The sequence below is a fragment of the Mannheimia kashgarensis genome (assembly GCF_041807705.1).
In the GTDB taxonomy this organism is placed as follows: Bacteria; Pseudomonadota; Gammaproteobacteria; order Enterobacterales; family Pasteurellaceae; genus Mannheimia.
The window spans coordinates 1-18,372 of sequence record NZ_JBGTYY010000006.1 but is presented as its reverse complement, the minus strand read 5'-3'; the positions used below and the strand labels follow the sequence as shown (position 1 = coordinate 18,372).

Here is an 18,372-nt window from a genome sequence, read left to right as displayed (position 1 = left end):
ATGGACAAACAATACATCATCGCCCTTGATCAAGGTACAACCAGCTCCCGTGCGGTATTATTAGATAAAAATGCCAATGTTGTTGAAGTGGCACAACGTGAATTTACCCAGATTTATCCACAAGCAGGTTGGGTAGAACATAATCCGATGGAGATTTGGTCTAGCCAAAGCTCTACTTTAAATGAAGTGGTGGCAAAAGCAGGCATTAGCCCTGATAGCATTGCTGCAATAGGGATTACCAACCAGCGTGAAACCACGATTGTGTGGGAAAAGGAAAGCGGTAAACCTGTTTATAATGCGATTGTGTGGCAATGTCGTCGCACATCGGATATTACCGATAAATTAAAAGCGGACGGACACGAGGAATATATCCGTAAAACCACAGGTTTGGTGGTTGATCCCTACTTCTCTGGCACAAAAGTAAAATGGATTTTAGATAACGTGGAAGGTGCAAGAGAAAAAGCGGAACGTGGTGAGTTATTATTCGGTACCGTCGATACTTGGCTTGTGTGGAAATTAACACAAGGGCGTGTGCATATTACCGATTATACCAACGCTTCTCGTACAATGTTATTTAACATTCACACCAAACAATGGGACGACAAAATGTTGGAATTGCTCAACATTCCACGCTCAATGCTACCTGAAGTGAAAAACTCCTCCGAAATTTACGGCAAAACCAATATCGGCGGACAAGGCGGTGTGCGTATTCCAATTGCAGGTATCGCAGGCGACCAGCAAGCGGCTCTTTACGGCCATTTATGCGTGAAAGAGGGACAAGCGAAAAATACCTACGGCACGGGCTGTTTTATGCTAATGCACACAGGGAACACCGCTATTCAGTCCGAAAACGGCTTATTAACCACCATTGCTTGTAACGCAAAAGGCGAACCTGAATATGCGTTAGAAGGCTCTGTCTTTATTGCAGGGGCTTCAATTCAATGGTTGCGTGATGAGCTGAAAATTGTTCACGACAGTTTCGATAGCGAATATTTTGCAACGAAAGAAGATAGCTCAAATGGTGTTTACGTTGTGCCAGCATTCACTGGCTTAGGAGCACCATATTGGGATCCGTATGCACGAGGTGCAATCTTCGGCTTAACTCGTGGCTCAAACCGAAATCATATTGTGCGTGCAACCTTAGAATCTATCGCTTACCAAACCCGTGATGTGTTAGAAGCAATGCAGTCTGATTCAAAAGCAAAACTTCAAGCATTGCGTGTTGATGGTGGTGCAACAGCGAATAACTTCTTAATGCAATTCCAAGCCGATATTTTAGATACCAAAGTTGAACGCCCGAAAGTCAAAGAAGTAACAGCGTTAGGTGCGGCTTATCTTGCAGGTATTGCAGTTGGCTTCTGGAAAGATTTGGAAGAGCTGAAAGACAAAGCCGAAGTTGAAAAAACCTTCACACCAGATGGCGATCAAGAAAAACGAGCGAAACGCTATAAAGGCTGGAAAAAAGCGGTTCGCCGTTCATTAGAATGGGCGAAAGAAGACGCTGAAGAGTAATTTCTAGCTGATACAGGAAGGGAGTATAGGCAACTATACTCCCTTTTAAGATCTTTTAGTTATATCAAATAGTGATTTTGATTTGTTCTGAATTAGCCTTTTATTTATGATGGACTACATCAATAAACAACCTGATAAGGAATATTTATGTCTCAATTTCAAATTCATACTATTGAATCTGCCCCTGAAGCTGCACAAGAAGCCTTAAAAGCGGTACAACAAGCAAATGGTTTTATCCCAAATCTTATCGGTGTATTAGCCAATGCTCCAACAGCATTAGAAACTTACCGCACAGTAGGTGGCATTAACGGTCGCAACAGCTTAACTGCCGAAGAGCGTGAAGTAGTGCAAATTACAGCTGCAGTAGTAAATGGCTGTGGCTTCTGCGTGGCTGGTCATACTAAAATCGCCTTAAAAGCATTAAAAATGCCTGAAGAAGTGGTAAATGCTTTGCGTGCTACTGCTCGCATTGATTCTGATGATAAATTAGACACACTGGCTCGTTTCACCCTTGCAGTAATGCTACAAAAAGCCAAATTAAGCGAAGCACAATTAAACGAATTTTTTGCCACAGGTTACAACCAACAAAATGCGATTGATGTGATTTTAGGCGTGAGCCTCGCAACCTTATGTAACTATGTGAACAACATTGCCGAAACGCCAATCAACCCTGAATTGCAGCCTTTTGCGTAATCGAAAATAATAAAAGTTAGGGCGCTTAATGCGTCCTTTTTTATATTTACAAGCGGTTATTTTTATTCAATTTTTTGCAAATAAAAAAGAGGCAATAGTTGCCTCTCTATTTCTTAACAATTTGCCAGCACCGTTCTTAACTGCACCGCACTTGGGGTAACAATAGGTAAGAATGCGGCTTCTTTCCAACGCCGGCTGAAGCCTGATGTATCACTTTTGAGATAACCACGCCCACCGCTGGCTTGGAGTTCTAACAGAATAGTTTGTGCGACTACATCGACAATATCAATTCTAACCTGAAATAGTTCTTTCGGATTGCGAATAAAATAACCTTCCTCATTTAAACCGCTGAATAAACGGTTTTTGATGTCATTTAACGCATTAACTTGGTTTTGCCATTCAGACGTTAAAATGGGACGGAATGGGAGTGATTTTTCCGTTTCGGCTAAGCTATGTTCAACTAATCCAAACGGCATACCAAATTGAAAACCTAAGAATGCCGGGCGGGTTGCCGCTAAAAACTCTGGGGCATTATCGGCAAGGATCCATTCATCTTGTAACTCCACATCTTCAAACACAAGGGCGGTGGTATTTGTGCCTTGTAACGAGATAAATTCCAGCTCTTTAGTGCGGGTTAAGCCTTCGGCAGTTGAGGGAACGGCAATCACCAGCGGTTTGCGTTCATCTTGGAAGCCGGCAACAAAACTGGCAACAAAGCGGTCTGAACGTAAATTTGTTACCCAAGGCAGGCGGCCATTTAAATAGCGTTTACCGTTTTCTTCACGAATATTCACATTCAACTCTTCAATGCCGGAGAGAAATTTCATTGCATTCGATAAACCTGTTCCTGCGGTTAAATTGCCATTTAGCAGATCCGCCAAATAGCTTTGGCGGGGAATAGGATTTTTTGAGGCGATAATATGCTCGATAAAGGTACGATGCCCCCACGAAACAAAAGCAGCCGCCATTGAATATTTGCCTAATTCCGTAATCGCTTTAATCGCATCAACTATAGTGCCACCAATGCCACCTAATTCAGTCGGCACGCCAATTTTGAATATATTTTCCTCCGCAATCTTACGGATTAATAAATCTGCGTGATCGTTAGACTGATCTAAGCTCTCAGCGTGTGCTTGCAACCACTCAACAAAAGATGCGGAAAGAACAGACATTATATTATTGTTTAACTGAGGCTATCTTAAAGTGCTTTTTTATTGCGATGAAATAAAAGAAAGGAAAGTGATATGCTTTTTTGGAATAAGCAAAAGGTTATATTTTATGAAATTGTTAATTTTCTCCCTAATTGCTTTTTAATAAAACGGCCGCTTGTAAATAGGTGCAAACAACCGTACCTACAACGGGCTTTCCACATTCAGCTGTTCATCAATTTCAGTTACCGCCAAAATAAGGCTGGAACGCACCATTTTTTCTAACCGCATTTGCTGCATTTGGAACAGCATTGAATCTTTATCGCCCTTTGTAGCCTTTACATTCAGCAATTCATTAATCGGCAAAAAATCCACGTGGTTTAAATCTTTGGCAAATTGTACCACCGCAGGGTGAGAGAAAGGGAAATCATCGTCCTCATCGCTTAAATGGGATTTTACCTCAAGAAAAAGCGAAATATCTTCAAACACTTTCGGCGAAATTACCCCTAAACCGAGTAAAACTTTTAAGCGAACAGAGAGATCGGCTAGTGGACCTTGATGTTCAAACAAGGAATCCACCACCGATTTTAATGCAAAATCCGTTTTGCGAAACACACGCTCAATCAGCTGTTCCACCCCATTGGCAAACAGTTGATTTACGGTAGTGAAAAAGCCTCGTAACGTGGCTTCCTCACTGAGTTGGTCTATGTAGTCCACGATGTTTGCCAGATTTACTGATACAGTTCAACAATCTTCTCAATCACCGCTTGGTTGGTTAAACCAGTGTATTTCTCAACTGCAGCAGCTACACCGTGATTTGCAATAAATTGGCTCAATTCGACCGCTTGTGGGTCTTCTTCATTACGATATTGCAACGCCATTACCACACCATTAACTAAATGAGTGTGCGGTAATCCATACTCCAATGTGCCTGAAAGCGGCTTGATTAAACGATCATTCGGGCTGAGCTTGCGAATTGGCTCACGGCCAACACGGTTTACATCATCGTTTAAATACGGGTTGGCAAAGCGTTTGAGGATTTTCTCGATATAAGCGGCGTGAGCTTGTTCGTCAAAGCCATAACGTTGAATTAACACAGCACCGCTTTCTTCCATTGTCGCTTTTACGGCTGATTTTATTTCGTCAATCGCAATCGCTTCTTTAATCCACTGCACGCCTGCTTGTTTGCCTAAGTAGGCACAGATTAAATGACCGGTGTTCAGGGTGAATAGTTTGCGTTCCACAAACGCCATCAAGTTATCGGTTAATTCCATTCCTTTGATGTCAGGAATTGAGCCTTTGAACTGGGTTTTATCCACAATCCATTCACTAAATTCTTCAACCGTTACTTCAAGCGGATCGTTCTCGTTTAGCTCTGCAGGTGGCACAATTCTATCTACAGCAGAGTCCACAAAGCCGACCGTTTTTTCAATTTCAGCTTGTTGCTCGGCAGTCAGGTTTTCAAAAATTTTGCCTTTAAAGAAGGTTGTGCCACGCACCATATTTTCACAGGCGATGATATTTAACGGCTGAGTATTGCCACTTTCGACACGAGCCACTAAGGCTTTAGCGAATAACGGGGCGATAAAGCCTAGCACATTCGGTCCAACGGCAGTCGTGATAAGGTCGGTGGTTTTCACCTGCTCGATCACCGCATTTTCGTCTTTTGAGTTGATGGCGGCGATATTTTTCACAATCTCAACACGGCTAGCATCGCCGACAATTTTCACGCCATATTGTTTGTTTTGGTTGATTTGGTCAATTTGAGTTTGGTTAATGTCGGCAAAAGTCACGAACACGCCACTATCTGCCAATAATTTGCCGATAAAACCACGTCCGATATTGCCTGCACCGAAATGGAGTGCGTTCATAATTACTTTCCTTTATAGAAAATCGTAGGGGCGGGTCCTGTGCCCGCCCGTTTGTTTAATGAAAATTCAGGGCGGGCACAGGACCCGCCCCTACAAATAAGGAGACTATTTGCTCAACAACGCCAACACTTNAAAATCGTAGGGGCGGGTCCTGTGCCCGCCCGTTTGTTTAATGAAAATTCAGGGCGGGCACAGGACCCGCCCCTACAAATAAGGAGACTATTTGCTCAACAACGCCAACACTTCTTCCACATTGGTGGTTTGTGTTAAGGTCTTCATCGCCTCTTCATCATCCAGTGCATTGGTAATCGCACTTAAAATCTGAATGTGGTCGTTGCCTTTGGCTGCAATACCTACGACTAATTTCGCTACGCCGTCTTCTTCATCGGTGAAACGAACGCCGTTCGGATATTGGCAGACTACGATACCGGTTTTCAGCACGCTGTCTTTCGCATCACTTGTGCCGTGCGGAACCGCCAAGCCTTCGCCTAAGTAAGTGGAAACTAACTCTTCACGGGCGAACATTGCATCAACATAGCTTGGTTGTACAAAGCCAGCTTTCACTAATTGTTCACCCGCAAAACGGATAGCTTCTTCTTTGCTATTTGCTGTTAAACCTAAGAACACTTGCGAAGCCTGTAATTTTAAGCCTTCTTCTTGTGCTTCTTCAACTACAACCGAATTTGCAACATTTTGTGCATTTTGAACCGCTTGCGGAGCAACGTCATTTCCTAATTTTGCTACTAAGCTGTCATAGAATGCGCTGTCTAAGAAGTTCGTTAATGATAAGTGCTGAGCCGTTGCCACACGCTGTTGAGCACGAGGCGTTAAGTCTTTGTGGGTAATCACTAACTGTGCATCTTGTGGTAAATCGTTAATCGCTAAGTTTTGCACTTCAATATTTAAACCTGCCGATTGGACTTTTTTACGCAGCATACTTGCACCCATCGCACTTGAACCCATACCTGCATCACAAGCAACATAGATTTTATTGATGTTACCATTCACTGCAGCCGTTGCCACACCTTTGCTCTCTGCTTTCATTGCTTGAGTTTGAGCTTGGGCATCTTCTAATGAAGCATCGGTTTTTTGTGTTTTAAGTAATACTGAAGCAATCGCAAAGGTTACCGCACAAGAAACCACGACAGAAGCAATTACCGCAAAATGTGCACCCGGTGCTGTCATCGCAAGAATGGCGAAGATAGAACCCGGAGAAGCCGGTGCAATTAAGCCACCACCTAATAGCGAGTTAGTTAAAACACCTGCCGCACCACCTGCGATAACAGCCAAAATTAAACGTGGGCTCATTAACACATACGGGAAGTAGATTTCGTGAATACCACCTAAGAAGTGAATGATTGACGCACTACCTGCGGTTTGTTTTGCGGTGCCACGACCAAAGAACATATAGGCAAGCAAGATACCAAAGCCCGGGCCCGGGTTTGCTTCAATCAAGAATAAGATAGATTTGCCCACTTCTTGTGCTTGTGCTGTACCAAGTGGCGTGAATACACCGTGGTTGATGGCGTTGTTTAAGAACAGAATTTTCGCCGGCTCAACAATAATTGAAGTTAATGGCAGAAGACCTGCTTCAACTAATGCTCCCACGCCTGCACCTAATGCCGCAGAAATTTGGGTGACGATACCGCCGATGAAGGCAAATGAAAGCATTGCCAAAATCATACCGATGATCCCGACCGAGAAGTTGTTTACCAACATCTCAAAACCGCTTTTTACTTTGCCGTCAATCGCTTTATCGAACGTTTTGATCGCCCAGCCACCAAGAGGGCCGACAATCATCGCACCTAAGAACATCGGGATTTCAGAACCCACGATGATACCCATTGTGGTAATTGCCCCCACAACTGCACCACGCTCGCCACCGACTAATTTACCACCGCTGTAACCGATTAACAGTGGCAGCAAGTAAGTAATCATCGGGCCGACCAGCTTGGCAAAAGTCTCGTTCGGCAACCAACCGGTTGGAATAAACAGAGCCGTAATAAAGCCCCACGCAATGAAGGCACCAATATTCGGCATCACCATATTTGATAAGAAACGCCCAAAACCTTGGACTTTCACTTTTAAATTAGACATAAGAACCTCGAAAAGGAGAGAAAATAAGGGTTGAATAAAATCCTGTGCAAAATAGCACCATTTTAAAAAGTTACAAAAATGTTTCTCTCAGAAATGTGAACTAGATCACATTAATTTTTTTTGGCGTTATTTTAAAATGTGATCTATATCACATTTTAAAGAGTAATATAAAAAATTGCCTAAAATTAAGTTGGTTTTCATTGTGGTAACATAGTTGCAATTGTTAACGAATTTCTCTCTTTTTGATCTTCTCAGCTTTTTTATTTCCCTAAAGCGGTGTAATCTATCTCTAACTATTTTGGAGGATATGACTATGCAATCGCTTCTTGCTTTTGTGCTTGATTTTCTACAGCAGCCGCTCTTTTGGGTAATGGCGTTATTGGTGTTTGCTATTTGGCAATTTATTCAAAACAAGCTGCGTATGGACGTTGTCGCCCTAATCGTGATGCTCTTTTTTAGCTTAACGGGTATTTTATCGGTAAAAGAAGTGCTGGCAGGGTTAAGCGATCCAAACGTGGTACTGATTGCTCTGCTTTTTATTGTGGGCGAAGGTTTAGTGCGGACAGGGGTAGCAAATCAAGTCAGTGATTGGCTAATGCGTGTATCAGGAGCGAGTGAAACCAAAGTCTTAGTGCTATTAATGCTTTCGATTACAGGGCTTGGCTCTTTTATGAGTTCCACCGGCATTGTGGCGATTTTTATTCCTGTGGTATTAGCCATTTGCTCCGGAATGGGCATTTCCCCCCGCCGTTTAATGATGCCATTGAGCGTTGCAGGCTTGATCAGCGGTATGATGACCTTAATTGCCACACCTCCAAACCTTGTAGCTCATTCCGAATTAGTAAAAGCAGGTTTTGAAGGCTTTAATTTCTTTAGCTTTACGCCGATTGGTTTGATTATTCTTGTGATGGGAATCGGTTATATGCTAGTTGCTCGCCGTTGGCTAGATAATAGCGAGCAAAATACTTCCCAAATTTCGCCCCAAAAGTTTTCAATGACACACTTAATAGAAGAATATCAGCTACAGGGCAGAGCAAAAATGCTTTTGGTTGAGCCTGATTCTATCTGCGTGGGTAAAACTATTGGTCAGCTTAACTTGCGGGTTGAACACGGTTTAAATATTGTTGCAATTCAGCGTAATAAACATTTCAGAAAAATTACCGTAAGTGCTTCCGTAAATGAGGTGTTTCAAGCAAAAGATATTTTATTGTTGGATACGGCTTTAGATAATGAATTTTACCAACAACGCTGTGAAGAACTTGGACTTCGCCCGATTACCTTAAAAGGTGAATATTTTTCTTCTCATTCTAAATCAGTGGGAATGGCGGAAATCTCGGTAATGCCTGAGGCGGAGTGTATTGGTAAAACGATTAAAGAGCTAAAATTCCGCTCAAAATATCATTTAAGTATCGTGGGGCTAAAGCGAGGCGATGAGATTATTCAACAAGATTTGATTGATACTCCATTAAAATTTGGGGATATTCTGCTCGTGATGGGCGTTTGGCAGCAAATTCGCCAAATGGATAACGATAACCGAGATTTCTTCCTGTTACGTTCGCCAGAAGAAAGCAAAAAAGCACCGCCTGCGTTAAGCCAAGCACCTCACGCTCTCTTTTCTGTATTCACAATGGTGGTGCTGATGATTACAGGCATTGTGCCGAATGTAATGGCGGCATTGATTGCTTGTTTGATGTTAGGAAAATTCCGCTGTGTGGATATGAAGAGCGCCTATGATTCCATTCATATGCCAAGCATTATTTTAATTGTCGGTATGATGCCGTTTTCTATCGCCCTACAAAAAACAGGCGGGGTGGATTTAACTGTTCGCCTTTTACTTGATGTGATGCAAGGCTTAGACGTGCATTTTGTCTTGATCGTATTATTTGTATTTACGGCAATTCTAAGTGCTTTTATTTCTAACACCGCTACAGCAATTTTGGTGATGCCTATTGCGATTGCTATCGCCAACCAATTAGGCTACTCAGCCGCACCATTTGCGATGATTGTGGCAGTTTCTGCCTCAGCCGCCTTTATAACCCCTGTTTCCTCGCCAGTAAACACAATGGTGCTTGCCCCAGCAGGCTATAAATTTGTGGATTTCGTCAAAGTCGGCGTGCCATTTACGGTATTAGTAATGCTAGTTTCGGTGTTTGTGATTCCGATGCTTTTCCCTCTATAAATTACAAGGGTTATTAAGTTCATTGAGATACAAGCGGCTATTTTTTAGTAAAAATTTACAAAAAAATAGCCGCTTGTTTATCTCCTTAAAAGTGTGATCTACCTCTCAAATTTACAAAATTTTTTATAACCTATTGATTATTAATGATTTTTATCTTTTTGCTTTCATTGACTTTGAAGTGTCTTAGGAGTACCTTATGAAACGTAATTTTACTATTTGAAATTTTAAATCTTAAATCTTGAGGTATTCAAAATGACTATTCGAGTTTCCTATGATGACTTAAAAGCCCAATTTAAACGTGTATTACTTGCTCGCAATGTGCGTGAAGAGATCGCAGAAGAGTGTGCAACGGTGTTTGCAGATACAACCCAAGCAGGTGCTTATTCACACGGGGTAAACCGCTTCCCTCGCTTTATTCAACAATTAGAGAATGGCGACATTGTGCCAGAAGCCGTGCCAACCAAAGTGCTTTCATTAGGGGCGATTGAACAGTGGGACGCTCATCAGGCCATCGGTAACTTAACGGCGAAAAAAATGATGGATAGAGCAATGGAGCTAGCTTCCCAAAACGGTATCGGTGTGGTGGCTCTGCGTAATGCAAACCACTGGATGCGTGGCGGTTCTTACGGCTGGCAAGCGGCGGAGAAAGGCTATATCGGTATCTGCTGGACAAACGCCTTAGCGGTTATGCCACCTTGGGGGGCGAAAGAGTGCCGTATCGGGACGAACCCGTTAATTATTGCCGTGCCAACTAACCCAATCACAATGGTGGATATGTCTTGCTCAATGTACTCTTACGGTATGTTGGAAGTTCACCGCTTAGCTGGTCGCCAAACCTTTGTTGATGCGGGTTTTGATGATGACGGCAACCCAACTCGTGATCCAGCAACTGTGGAGAAAAACCGCCGCTTAATGCCAATGGGCTTCTGGAAAGGTTCAGGTTTATCTATCGTGTTAGATATGATTGCAACCCTGCTTTCTAACGGTGAATCAACCGCAGCAGTAACCGAAGATAAAGATGATGAATACTGTGTATCGCAAGTTTATATTGCGATTGAAGTGGATCGCTTAATTGATGGCAAAACTAAAGACGAAAAACTGAACCGTATCATTGATTATGTGAAAACCGCGGAGCGTGCAGACCCAGATGTGGCGGTGCGTTTACCGGGACACGAGTTCACACAAATTCTTGCCGACAATAAAGCTAACGGCATTCCTGTGGACGACACAGTTTGGGCGAAATTGCAGGCGTTATAGGTATTGTTGATAGCGCCAGCGTCCACGTTGGTGCTAAGAATTTGGCACAAGCGAAGACGCTTGCGCCATCATTTTAAAACAATACAAGCGGTTAAATTTCCCCAAATTTTTGCAAAAACGGAGCAAAAAATGTTTTTCGGTCATATTTCAAATTACAACCCTAAGCAGTATCCAAAAGCCATTCAGTTTGCTTTGGAGTATTTAAAAAATACCGATTTTGATGCGATGGAAGCAGGTGTGTACGAGCTAAAAGAGCGTGATATTTATGTTCAAGTGCTTGATCTTGATACCAAAGAGAAATCTGCGTTTCAGCCGGAAGTTCACGAAAATTATTTAGATGTGCAGTATTTGCATAAAGGTGTGGAGTTGATGGCAGCATCTATTGATACCGGCAATAACCCTGTGGCGGTGGAATATAACCCTGAACGAGATATTAAATTCTACTCAGCGGTGCAAAACGAAAACGAGTTCCGCTGTGAAGCAGGAAATTTTGCCGTATTCTTCCCCGAAGATACCCACCGTACGGCGATTTTTGCAGGCGAAGCGAAAATCCGCAAAGTGGTAGTAAAAATTAAAATGAGTGAAATTTGAGGTAGTGTATGAAAGCCTTTGCTCAATTAGTTGGAAAAGCCTTAGAGGCATTAGTGGTCATTATTTTATCCGCAATGTCGATTTTGGTTTTCCTCAATGTGGTGTTGCGTTACGGTTTTAACAGCAGTATTAATGTAACCGAAGAAGTTTCTCGTTATATGTTTGTTTGGCTGGCGTTCTTAGGAGCGGTGTTGGCGTTTAGCGAAAACCAACATGTTAGAGTCACAATGCTGACAGACAAATTATCGCCCGTTGGCAGAAGCATTTTAAGTGTATTCACAGATTTGGCGATGTTGTTCTGCTGCTACTTAATTGTAGATGGCAGCTGGATTCAATTTAATCTTAACCTCAATAACCTTGCCCCAATTTCAGGCTTACCGCAAGGCATTACTTTCCTTGCCAGCACGGTGGCAGGCGTATTGATCGGTATCTTAATTATTGCACGCATTATTGCAACCATTGGTGTAATTGCGAAAGGAGAAAGTAAATGACAGTTGTAATCTTTCTTTCCGTATTACTAGGCTCGATTTTATTAGGCATTCCTGTTGCATTCGCCCTGTTGGTGTGTGGTGTAGCGTTAATGTTCCACTTAGATCTGTTTGATGCTCAAATTTTGGCTCAACAAATTGTCAGCGGTGCAGACAGTTTCTCGCTAATGGCAATTCCGTTCTTCATTCTTGCAGGTGAAATAATGAATGAGGGTGGATTATCTAAACGCATTATCGACTTACCGATGAAATTAGTCGGTCATAAACGAGGCGGTTTAGGTTTTGTGGCGATTCTTGCGGCAATGATTATGGCAAGCCTTTCAGGTTCAGCGGTGGCAGATACCGCAGCAGTTGCCGCAATGTTATTGCCAATGATGAAAACCACAGGCTATCCGATTGATAAATCCGCAGGTTTGATTGGTACAGCAGGGATTATTGCCCCAATTATTCCACCGAGCATTCCATTTATCGTGTTTGGTGTGGCAAGTGGTGTATCGATTACCAAGCTCTTCTTAGCAGGGATTTTCCCGGGCATTATGATGGGTATTTGTTTAGCAGCACTTTGGTGGTGGCAGGCAAAACGCTTAGATTTAATGACCTTCTCAAAAGCAACCAAAGAAGAACTTTGTATTTCATTTAAAAACAGTATTTGGGCGTTGTTATTGCCTGTAATCATTATCGGCGGATTCCGCTCTGGTATGTTTACCCCAACCGAAGCAGGTGCGGTGGCAACAGCTTATGCGTTAATTGTTTCACTCTTTGTTTATCGTGAAATGAAATTCAAAGATTTATACAAAGTGGTATTAGCAGCCGCCAAAACCACCGCAGTAGTAATGTTCTTAGTGGCAGCCGCAAATGTAACAGGCTGGTTAATTACGGTGGCAGAGTTACCAATGATGCTGACCGAGCTGTTAGAGCCGTTAATTGAAAGCCCAACCACCCTGTTATTGGTGATTATACTTGCGGTATTTATTATCGGTATGGTGATGGACTTAACCCCAACCGTATTGATCTTAACGCCGGTATTGATGCCGTTAGTGGAAGAAGCCAGTATCGACCCGGTTTACTTCGGTGTGTTGTTCATCTTAAATACGTCAATCGGCTTAATTACCCCACCGGTGGGCAACGTGTTAAACGTGATCACAGGCGTGTCAAAATTACCGTTTGACCAAGCCGCTAAGGGTGTATTCCCTTACTTGATGATGATGATTTTCTTGTTACTCTTATTTGTATTCTTCCCGTCACTGATTTTAGTGCCGTTGGAATGGATGCAGTAATTAAATTTAACCTTGCAAGTGGTTAAAAATGGCAAAAAAGTTGCAAAGCTGACCGCTTGCACCTCACTATTTGTTTATCACAGGAGAACCCTATGAAACTTTTTAACTTAAAAACTTTGGCAGCGTTAGTAGCAGGTGTGGCGGTAATGAGCTCATCAGCAATGGCGGAAGTCTCATTACGTTTCGGTTATGAAGCTCCACGCTCCGACAGCCAACATATCGCAGCGAAAAAATTTGATGATCTCCTTAAAGAAAAAACCAAAGGCGAAATCAAATTAAAATTATTCCCGGACAGCACCTTAGGTAACGCACAAACGATGATCAGCAGTGTGCGTGGCGGTACCATTGATATCGAAATGTCAGGTTCGCCAAACTTCACCGGTTTAGAGCCAAAATTAAACGTGATCGATATTCCGTTTATCTTCAAAGATCGTGAGCACGTTTACAAAGTGTTAGACGGTGAAATCGGTCAAGGTTTATTAAAAGATTTAGAAGCACAAGGCTTAAAAGGCTTGGCATTCTGGGACGTTGGTTTCCGTGCATTCTCTAACTCTAAACACGCTGTAAACAAACCTGAAGATATCAAAGGGTTAAAAGTGCGTACCAACCAAAACCCAATGTACATTCAAGCGTTTAACTTATTAGGCGGTAACCCGGTGCCAATGCCATTATCTGAGCTTTACACTGCATTAGAAACCAAAGCGGTTGATGCTCAAGAACACCCAATCGGTATTTTCTGGTCAGCAAAATTATTTGAAGTACAAAAACACCTAAGTTTAACCAATCACGGCTACACTCCGTTAATCGTGGTAATGAACAAAGCGAAATTCGATGGCTTAAGCCCGGAACTTCAAACTGCATTAGTTGAAGCTGCGAGAGAAGCGGGTCAATTCCAACGTGATCTCAATGTGAAAAACGAAAAAGAGATCATCGAAAAATTACGCAAAAAAGGCATTGAAGTGATCGAACAAGTGGATAACGCACCGTTTAAAGCGGCGATTGAAGCCGAAGTGCGTAAAGCATTCATCGAAAAACACGGCGATGAATTATTGAAAAAAGTGGATGCGTTAGCGAACTAATTTGACTTAATTTAATAAGTCTAAAACTCCCTCCTAACGGGGGGAGTTGTTGTATAGACTCTACATTTTGTAGGAGAAAAACAATGAAACTTTTCAATCTCAAAACTCTTGCAGCCCTTGTTGCAGGATTATCTATTTTCTCAACCGCACAAGCTGAAACTTCTTTCCGCTTTGCTTATGAAGCCCCTCGTTCCGACACACAACACATTGCAGCAAAGAAATTTAACGATTTGCTCCAAGAAAAATCGAAAAAAGAGCTGAAATTAACGCTTTTCCCAGATAGCACACTAGGCAATGCACAAACCGCAATCAGCGGAGTGCGTGGCGGAACTATTGATATTGCGATGTCTAGCTCGTCCAACTTCACAGGCTTAGTGCCACAGCTAAATGTGATTGATATTCCGTTCATCTTTAAAGATCGTGAACACGCTTATAAGGCGTTAGACGGCGAAATCGGGCAAGACTTATTGAAATCCCTTGAAGCACAAGGCTTAAAAGGCTTAGCGTTTTGGGAAGTGGGTTTCCGTGCTTTCTCTAACTCTAAACACCCAATTAACAAACCGGAAGACATCAAAGGGTTAAAAATCCGCACCAACCAAAACCCGATGTATATTCAAGCCTTCTCTATTTTAGGAGCGAACCCTGTACCAATGCCGCTTTCTGAGCTTTACACCGCATTAGAAACCAAAGCGGTAGATGCTCAAGAACACCCGATCGGCATTTTCTGGTCTGCAAAATTATATGAAGTACAAAAATATTTCAGCTTCACTAATCACGGCTACACACCACTGATTGTTGCCATTAACAAAGCGAAATTTGAGGCACTCCCTGCTGAACAACAAACTGCGTTAATTGAAGCCGCACAAGAAGCAGGAAAATATCAACGCCAACTTAACCTTGAAAATGAGGAGAAAATTATCGACTCACTCAAGAAAGAAGGCATTGAATTTGTGGATAACCTAGATACTACGCCATTTAAAGAAGCAGTATCGGCAGAAACACGCAAAGCGTTTATCGAGAAAAACGGCGATGAGCTGGTGAAAGCGATTGATGAATTAGCGAAGTAATATGCAAACCGTAGGGACGCACTGCGTGCGTCCGTTTTAATATGACAAGCGGTTTCTTTTTCAATATATTTTACATATAAAGGACACACTCAGTGCGTCCCTACAGCAATGGAATAATTTTATGCAATACACTCTCGGCATTGATTGCGGCGGTACTTTTATCAAAGCCGCACTTTTTGACAACCACGGCAATATTCAAGCACTTCATCGAGAAAGTGTCTCGGTAATTAGTGACACAGCAGGTTATGCGGAAAGAGATATGTCACAGTTGTGGGCAGTCTGTGCGGAAGTGGTGCGTTTAACAGTTGAAAAAAGTGGCGTAAATCCAACAAATATTAAATGTGTTGGTATTTCCGCTCAAGGCAAAGGCGCATTTTTCTTAGATAAACAAAATCAGCCGTTAGGGCGAGCAATTTTATCTTCAGACCAACGTTCGCTGGAAATTGTCAAACAGTGGCAAGCAGAAGGTATTCCGCAAAAACTTTACCCGATTACTCGTCAAACGCTTTGGACAGGTCACCCTGTTTCGATTTTGAAATGGTTACAGCAAAATGAGCCTGAGCGTTATGCACAAATCGGAGCGGTGTTGATGTCGCACGATTATCTACGTTTTTGCTTAACTGGAGAGCTGTATTGTGAAGAAACGAATATCTCCGAAAGCAATCTCTACAATATGGCGAAGGGAGAGTACGATCAAGATTTAGCGGATTTGCTCGATATGCCTGATGTATTGGAAAAGTTACCGCCTGTGATTGAGCCTAATAAAGTAGCAGGTTATGTTACTGAGGATGCGGCAAAACTAACCGGTTTAGCTGTAGGTACGCCTGTTGTTGGCGGCTTGTTTGATGTGGTTTCAACCGCTCGCTGTGCAGGTTTAGATGATGAAACCAAACTCAATGTCGTGTTAGGCACTTGGTCGGTGGTAAGTGGCATTACGGATTATCTTGATCCGAACCAAGAACTCCCCTTTGTTTACGGGCGTTATGCGGAGGCAGGTAAATTTATTGTCCACGAAGCAAGCCCGACTTCGGCAGGTAATTTAGAGTGGTTTGTGAAGCAGTGGAGTAATTTAAGCTACCAAGAGATCAACGAAGGTATTGCGGCATTGCCACCAGCTCAAAGTTCGGTACTGTTTGTGCCGTTCCTCTATGGTTCAAATGCAGGTTTAGGAATGCAGGCGAGCTTCTACGGAATGCAGTCTTACCACACCCAAATGCACTTGCTACAGGCGATTTATGAAGGGGTGTTGTTTAGCTTAATGACACACTTAAACCGTATGTTTATTCGCTTCCCACAAACGAATGTGTTACGAGTGACAGGCGGACCTGTGAAATCGAAAGTCTGGATGCAAATGTTGGCAGATCTAACAGGAATGAGGCTAGAAGTACCACAAGTGGAAGAAACAGGCTGCTTAGGTGCTGCATTAATGGCAATGCAAGGTGTTGGGGTAGATATTAGCCAAGTACAAGCCCTCAACGCAGAAATGCAAGTATTCGAGCCAAATGCAGAAAACTATGCAGCATATCAGGCAAAATATCAGCGTTATCAAAAGCTGACAGAGGCTCTGAAGACAATGATTTAACAGCATTAACTGATTTTACAAGCGGTCATATCTGGTAAAAAATTTGCAAAATATCATTCACAATCCTTGCAAAGATTGTTCACAGCTTCGTTGTCACTGGCAAGACCAATGCATAAAAAGCAATGCTTTTTGTGATTACTTGTTGTTTATTTAATTTCCAAATTAAATTAAATAAAGTTGAAAAATAAAGATTGACATATGTGTATAGGGTCTGTATTTTATTAAGTGAAGCATAAATGAATTATGTTTTATGTCATATTCACTAAATATAAGGAGAGTAATTATGGCTAAGAGCTTAGATGCAAAACGTGAAGAATTAACGAATGAAATTCGTGAAATTTTAAAAAATGCAGAAGAATTATTTAACGAAACATCAGATTCATCTACAGAAGAATATAAAAAACTAAAACACAGATTATCTGAACAGTTTGATGATGTAAAATACCGTTTTGCTAATTTAAAAGATGATACTATTGATAGTGCTAAACAAGTTGCAAAACAAACAGATACCCTAGTACACGATAACCCATATAAAGCAATTACTGTAGCTGGTGTGGTTGGATTATTATTAGGTGTTTTAGTTGCTAGAAGATAATAATTTCTTTAAATTAATTAAAATATTTTAATTAGATAATTAAGCCACGCCTATTAGGTGTGGCTTATTGTTTAATACAAGGAATGTGGTATGTTAGATAATATTAAATCTGGATTTAGAAATAGCCTTGTTACTTTATTAGAAATAATACAAGTTCGTGGTGAAATGGCAAGGCTGGAGATTAACGAACAAAAAAATCAATTGGTTTCTGTTTTAGTTTTAGCATTATTAGCCTTTATATTTTTATTATTTTCATTTATGAGCTTATTATTTGCTCTAGATAATTATTTATTACCTGAATATAGAGTGGTTGTATTTTTTGCTATTTCAGGAATAAGCTTAATATTAGTATTACTCTTTGTTTGGGGTATTTTAGCTTCATTGAAGAAACAAACGACTTTTATGCAAAGTACCTTAGATGAGCTGAAATTAGATATTGCTGCATTTAAAAATGCATTAACCTTTAAAGATAATTTTAAGGATAATAGTGGGAAGTAATAAATGGAAGATTTAAAACTATCAGAAAAAGAGCTTTTGATTATGAAAGGCAACGCCCTGAGAATGCGTTTTAAAGCGGAAACGAATAAAACCAGAAATGATATTATTCAACCCTTTAAACAAGCGAGAAACACGGGTTTATCACTTATTTCATCTCCCGTTGCAACAACAGCTGTGTTAGAGTTTATGCTGAAAAAATTCTTGAAAACCAAAGGAGTGGGTTATTCTGCATTAGGGTTGCTTGCATTATTTCTATTAAAGCAGAAGCAAAATAGACGATAATCAAGCTAGCTGCAAGCGGTTGAAATTAGTAAATTTTTGGGGCTGTCCTAGATAACTAACCTAAACCCCCTTTAACCAATTGTTTTAAAAGGAATATTTGAGATTTTAAGTCACTGTGATTAAAACGCCATTCGCATTCTTTCAAATATAGCTCAA

General features: G+C 41.6%; 17 protein-coding genes and 1 pseudogene. 13 read left to right on the top strand and 5 right to left on the bottom strand.

The annotated features are described in order from the left end of the window. Both glpK and ACERCF_RS04305 read left to right on the top strand, forming a co-directional pair. Positions 1–1,512, top strand: a complete 1,512-nt coding sequence (gene glpK / locus ACERCF_RS04310; RefSeq protein ID WP_373610135.1) for a glycerol kinase GlpK — start codon at positions 1–3, stop codon at positions 1,510–1,512. A gap of 147 nt (positions 1,513–1,659) precedes the next feature. Further along, positions 1,660–2,205: a carboxymuconolactone decarboxylase family protein gene (locus ACERCF_RS04305; RefSeq protein WP_373610136.1), complete on the top strand. Its 546-nt coding sequence runs from the start codon at positions 1,660–1,662 to the stop codon at positions 2,203–2,205. Between the two features lie 113 nt (positions 2,206–2,318). Here the strand turns inward: ACERCF_RS04305 and ACERCF_RS04300 are convergent, their stop codons facing one another. The 4 genes from ACERCF_RS04300 to ACERCF_RS04285 form a co-directional block, all read right to left on the bottom strand. Next, positions 2,319–3,377, bottom strand: coding sequence for an acyl-CoA dehydrogenase family protein (locus tag ACERCF_RS04300; RefSeq protein ID WP_373624727.1), 1,059 nt, complete (start codon positions 3,375–3,377; stop codon positions 2,319–2,321). A gap of 180 nt (positions 3,378–3,557) precedes the next feature. Continuing rightward, the gene (locus ACERCF_RS04295; protein WP_373624785.1) at positions 3,558–4,073 is read right to left on the bottom strand and encodes an MltR family transcriptional regulator; all 516 of its coding nucleotides are present in this window, start codon (positions 4,071–4,073) and stop codon (positions 3,558–3,560) included. An 11-nt stretch (positions 4,074–4,084) separates the two neighbouring features. Next, positions 4,085–5,224, bottom strand: a complete 1,140-nt coding sequence (locus ACERCF_RS04290; protein WP_373610137.1) for a mannitol-1-phosphate 5-dehydrogenase — start codon at positions 5,222–5,224, stop codon at positions 4,085–4,087. Positions 5,225–5,443: 219 nt separating this feature from the next. Further along, positions 5,444–7,321: a PTS mannitol transporter subunit IICBA gene (locus tag ACERCF_RS04285; protein ID WP_373624726.1), complete on the bottom strand. Its 1,878-nt coding sequence runs from the start codon at positions 7,319–7,321 to the stop codon at positions 5,444–5,446. Positions 7,322–7,634: 313 nt separating this feature from the next. Here ACERCF_RS04285 and ACERCF_RS04280 point away from each other — a divergent pair, with 313 nt between their 5' ends. The 11 genes from ACERCF_RS04280 (at position 7,635) to ACERCF_RS04230 (ending at position 18,216) form a co-directional block, all read left to right on the top strand. After that, the gene (locus tag ACERCF_RS04280) at positions 7,635–9,500 is read left to right on the top strand and encodes an SLC13 family permease (RefSeq protein WP_373624725.1); all 1,866 of its coding nucleotides are present in this window, start codon (positions 7,635–7,637) and stop codon (positions 9,498–9,500) included. A 258-nt stretch (positions 9,501–9,758) separates the two neighbouring features. Next, on the top strand, positions 9,759–10,757 hold the full coding sequence (gene yiaK, locus ACERCF_RS04275) for a 3-dehydro-L-gulonate 2-dehydrogenase (RefSeq protein ID WP_373610284.1): 999 nt from the start codon (positions 9,759–9,761) through the stop codon (positions 10,755–10,757). A 129-nt stretch (positions 10,758–10,886) separates the two neighbouring features. After that, the gene (locus ACERCF_RS04270) at positions 10,887–11,348 is read left to right on the top strand and encodes a NanQ anomerase/TabA/YiaL family protein (RefSeq protein WP_373624724.1); all 462 of its coding nucleotides are present in this window, start codon (positions 10,887–10,889) and stop codon (positions 11,346–11,348) included. 8 nt (positions 11,349–11,356) lie between these two features. Continuing rightward, the gene (locus tag ACERCF_RS04265) at positions 11,357–11,839 is read left to right on the top strand and encodes a TRAP transporter small permease (protein ID WP_373624723.1); all 483 of its coding nucleotides are present in this window, start codon (positions 11,357–11,359) and stop codon (positions 11,837–11,839) included. Next, complete coding sequence (locus tag ACERCF_RS04260; RefSeq protein WP_373624722.1) at positions 11,836–13,113, top strand: TRAP transporter large permease subunit; 1,278 nt, start codon at positions 11,836–11,838, stop codon at positions 13,111–13,113. Before ACERCF_RS04265 ends, ACERCF_RS04260 begins: the two co-directional genes overlap by 4 nt. Positions 13,114–13,205: 92 nt before the next feature. After that, the gene (locus ACERCF_RS04255; RefSeq protein ID WP_373624721.1) at positions 13,206–14,192 is read left to right on the top strand and encodes a TRAP transporter substrate-binding protein; all 987 of its coding nucleotides are present in this window, start codon (positions 13,206–13,208) and stop codon (positions 14,190–14,192) included. Between the two features lie 83 nt (positions 14,193–14,275). Continuing rightward, positions 14,276–15,259, top strand: a complete 984-nt coding sequence (locus ACERCF_RS04250) for a TRAP transporter substrate-binding protein (protein WP_373624720.1) — start codon at positions 14,276–14,278, stop codon at positions 15,257–15,259. A gap of 121 nt (positions 15,260–15,380) precedes the next feature. Then, positions 15,381–16,841, top strand: coding sequence for an FGGY-family carbohydrate kinase (locus ACERCF_RS04245; RefSeq protein WP_373624719.1), 1,461 nt, complete (start codon positions 15,381–15,383; stop codon positions 16,839–16,841). Positions 16,842–17,124: 283 nt separating this feature from the next. Next, positions 17,125–17,436: an ElaB/YgaM/YqjD family protein gene (locus ACERCF_RS04240; RefSeq protein WP_373610149.1), complete on the top strand. Its 312-nt coding sequence runs from the start codon at positions 17,125–17,127 to the stop codon at positions 17,434–17,436. Between the two features lie 90 nt (positions 17,437–17,526). After that, positions 17,527–17,934, top strand: coding sequence for a phage holin family protein (locus ACERCF_RS04235; protein WP_373624718.1), 408 nt, complete (start codon positions 17,527–17,529; stop codon positions 17,932–17,934). 3 nt (positions 17,935–17,937) lie between these two features. Next, positions 17,938–18,216 carry a hypothetical protein gene (locus ACERCF_RS04230; protein ID WP_373610151.1) on the top strand — a complete coding sequence of 93 codons (279 nt, stop codon included), beginning with the start codon at positions 17,938–17,940 and terminating at the stop codon, positions 18,214–18,216. 55 nt (positions 18,217–18,271) lie between these two features. On the opposite strand, the pseudogene ACERCF_RS04225 reads toward ACERCF_RS04230, so the two are convergent. After that, positions 18,272–18,372: pseudogene (locus tag ACERCF_RS04225) on the bottom strand (IS1595 family transposase); the annotation flags it as partial.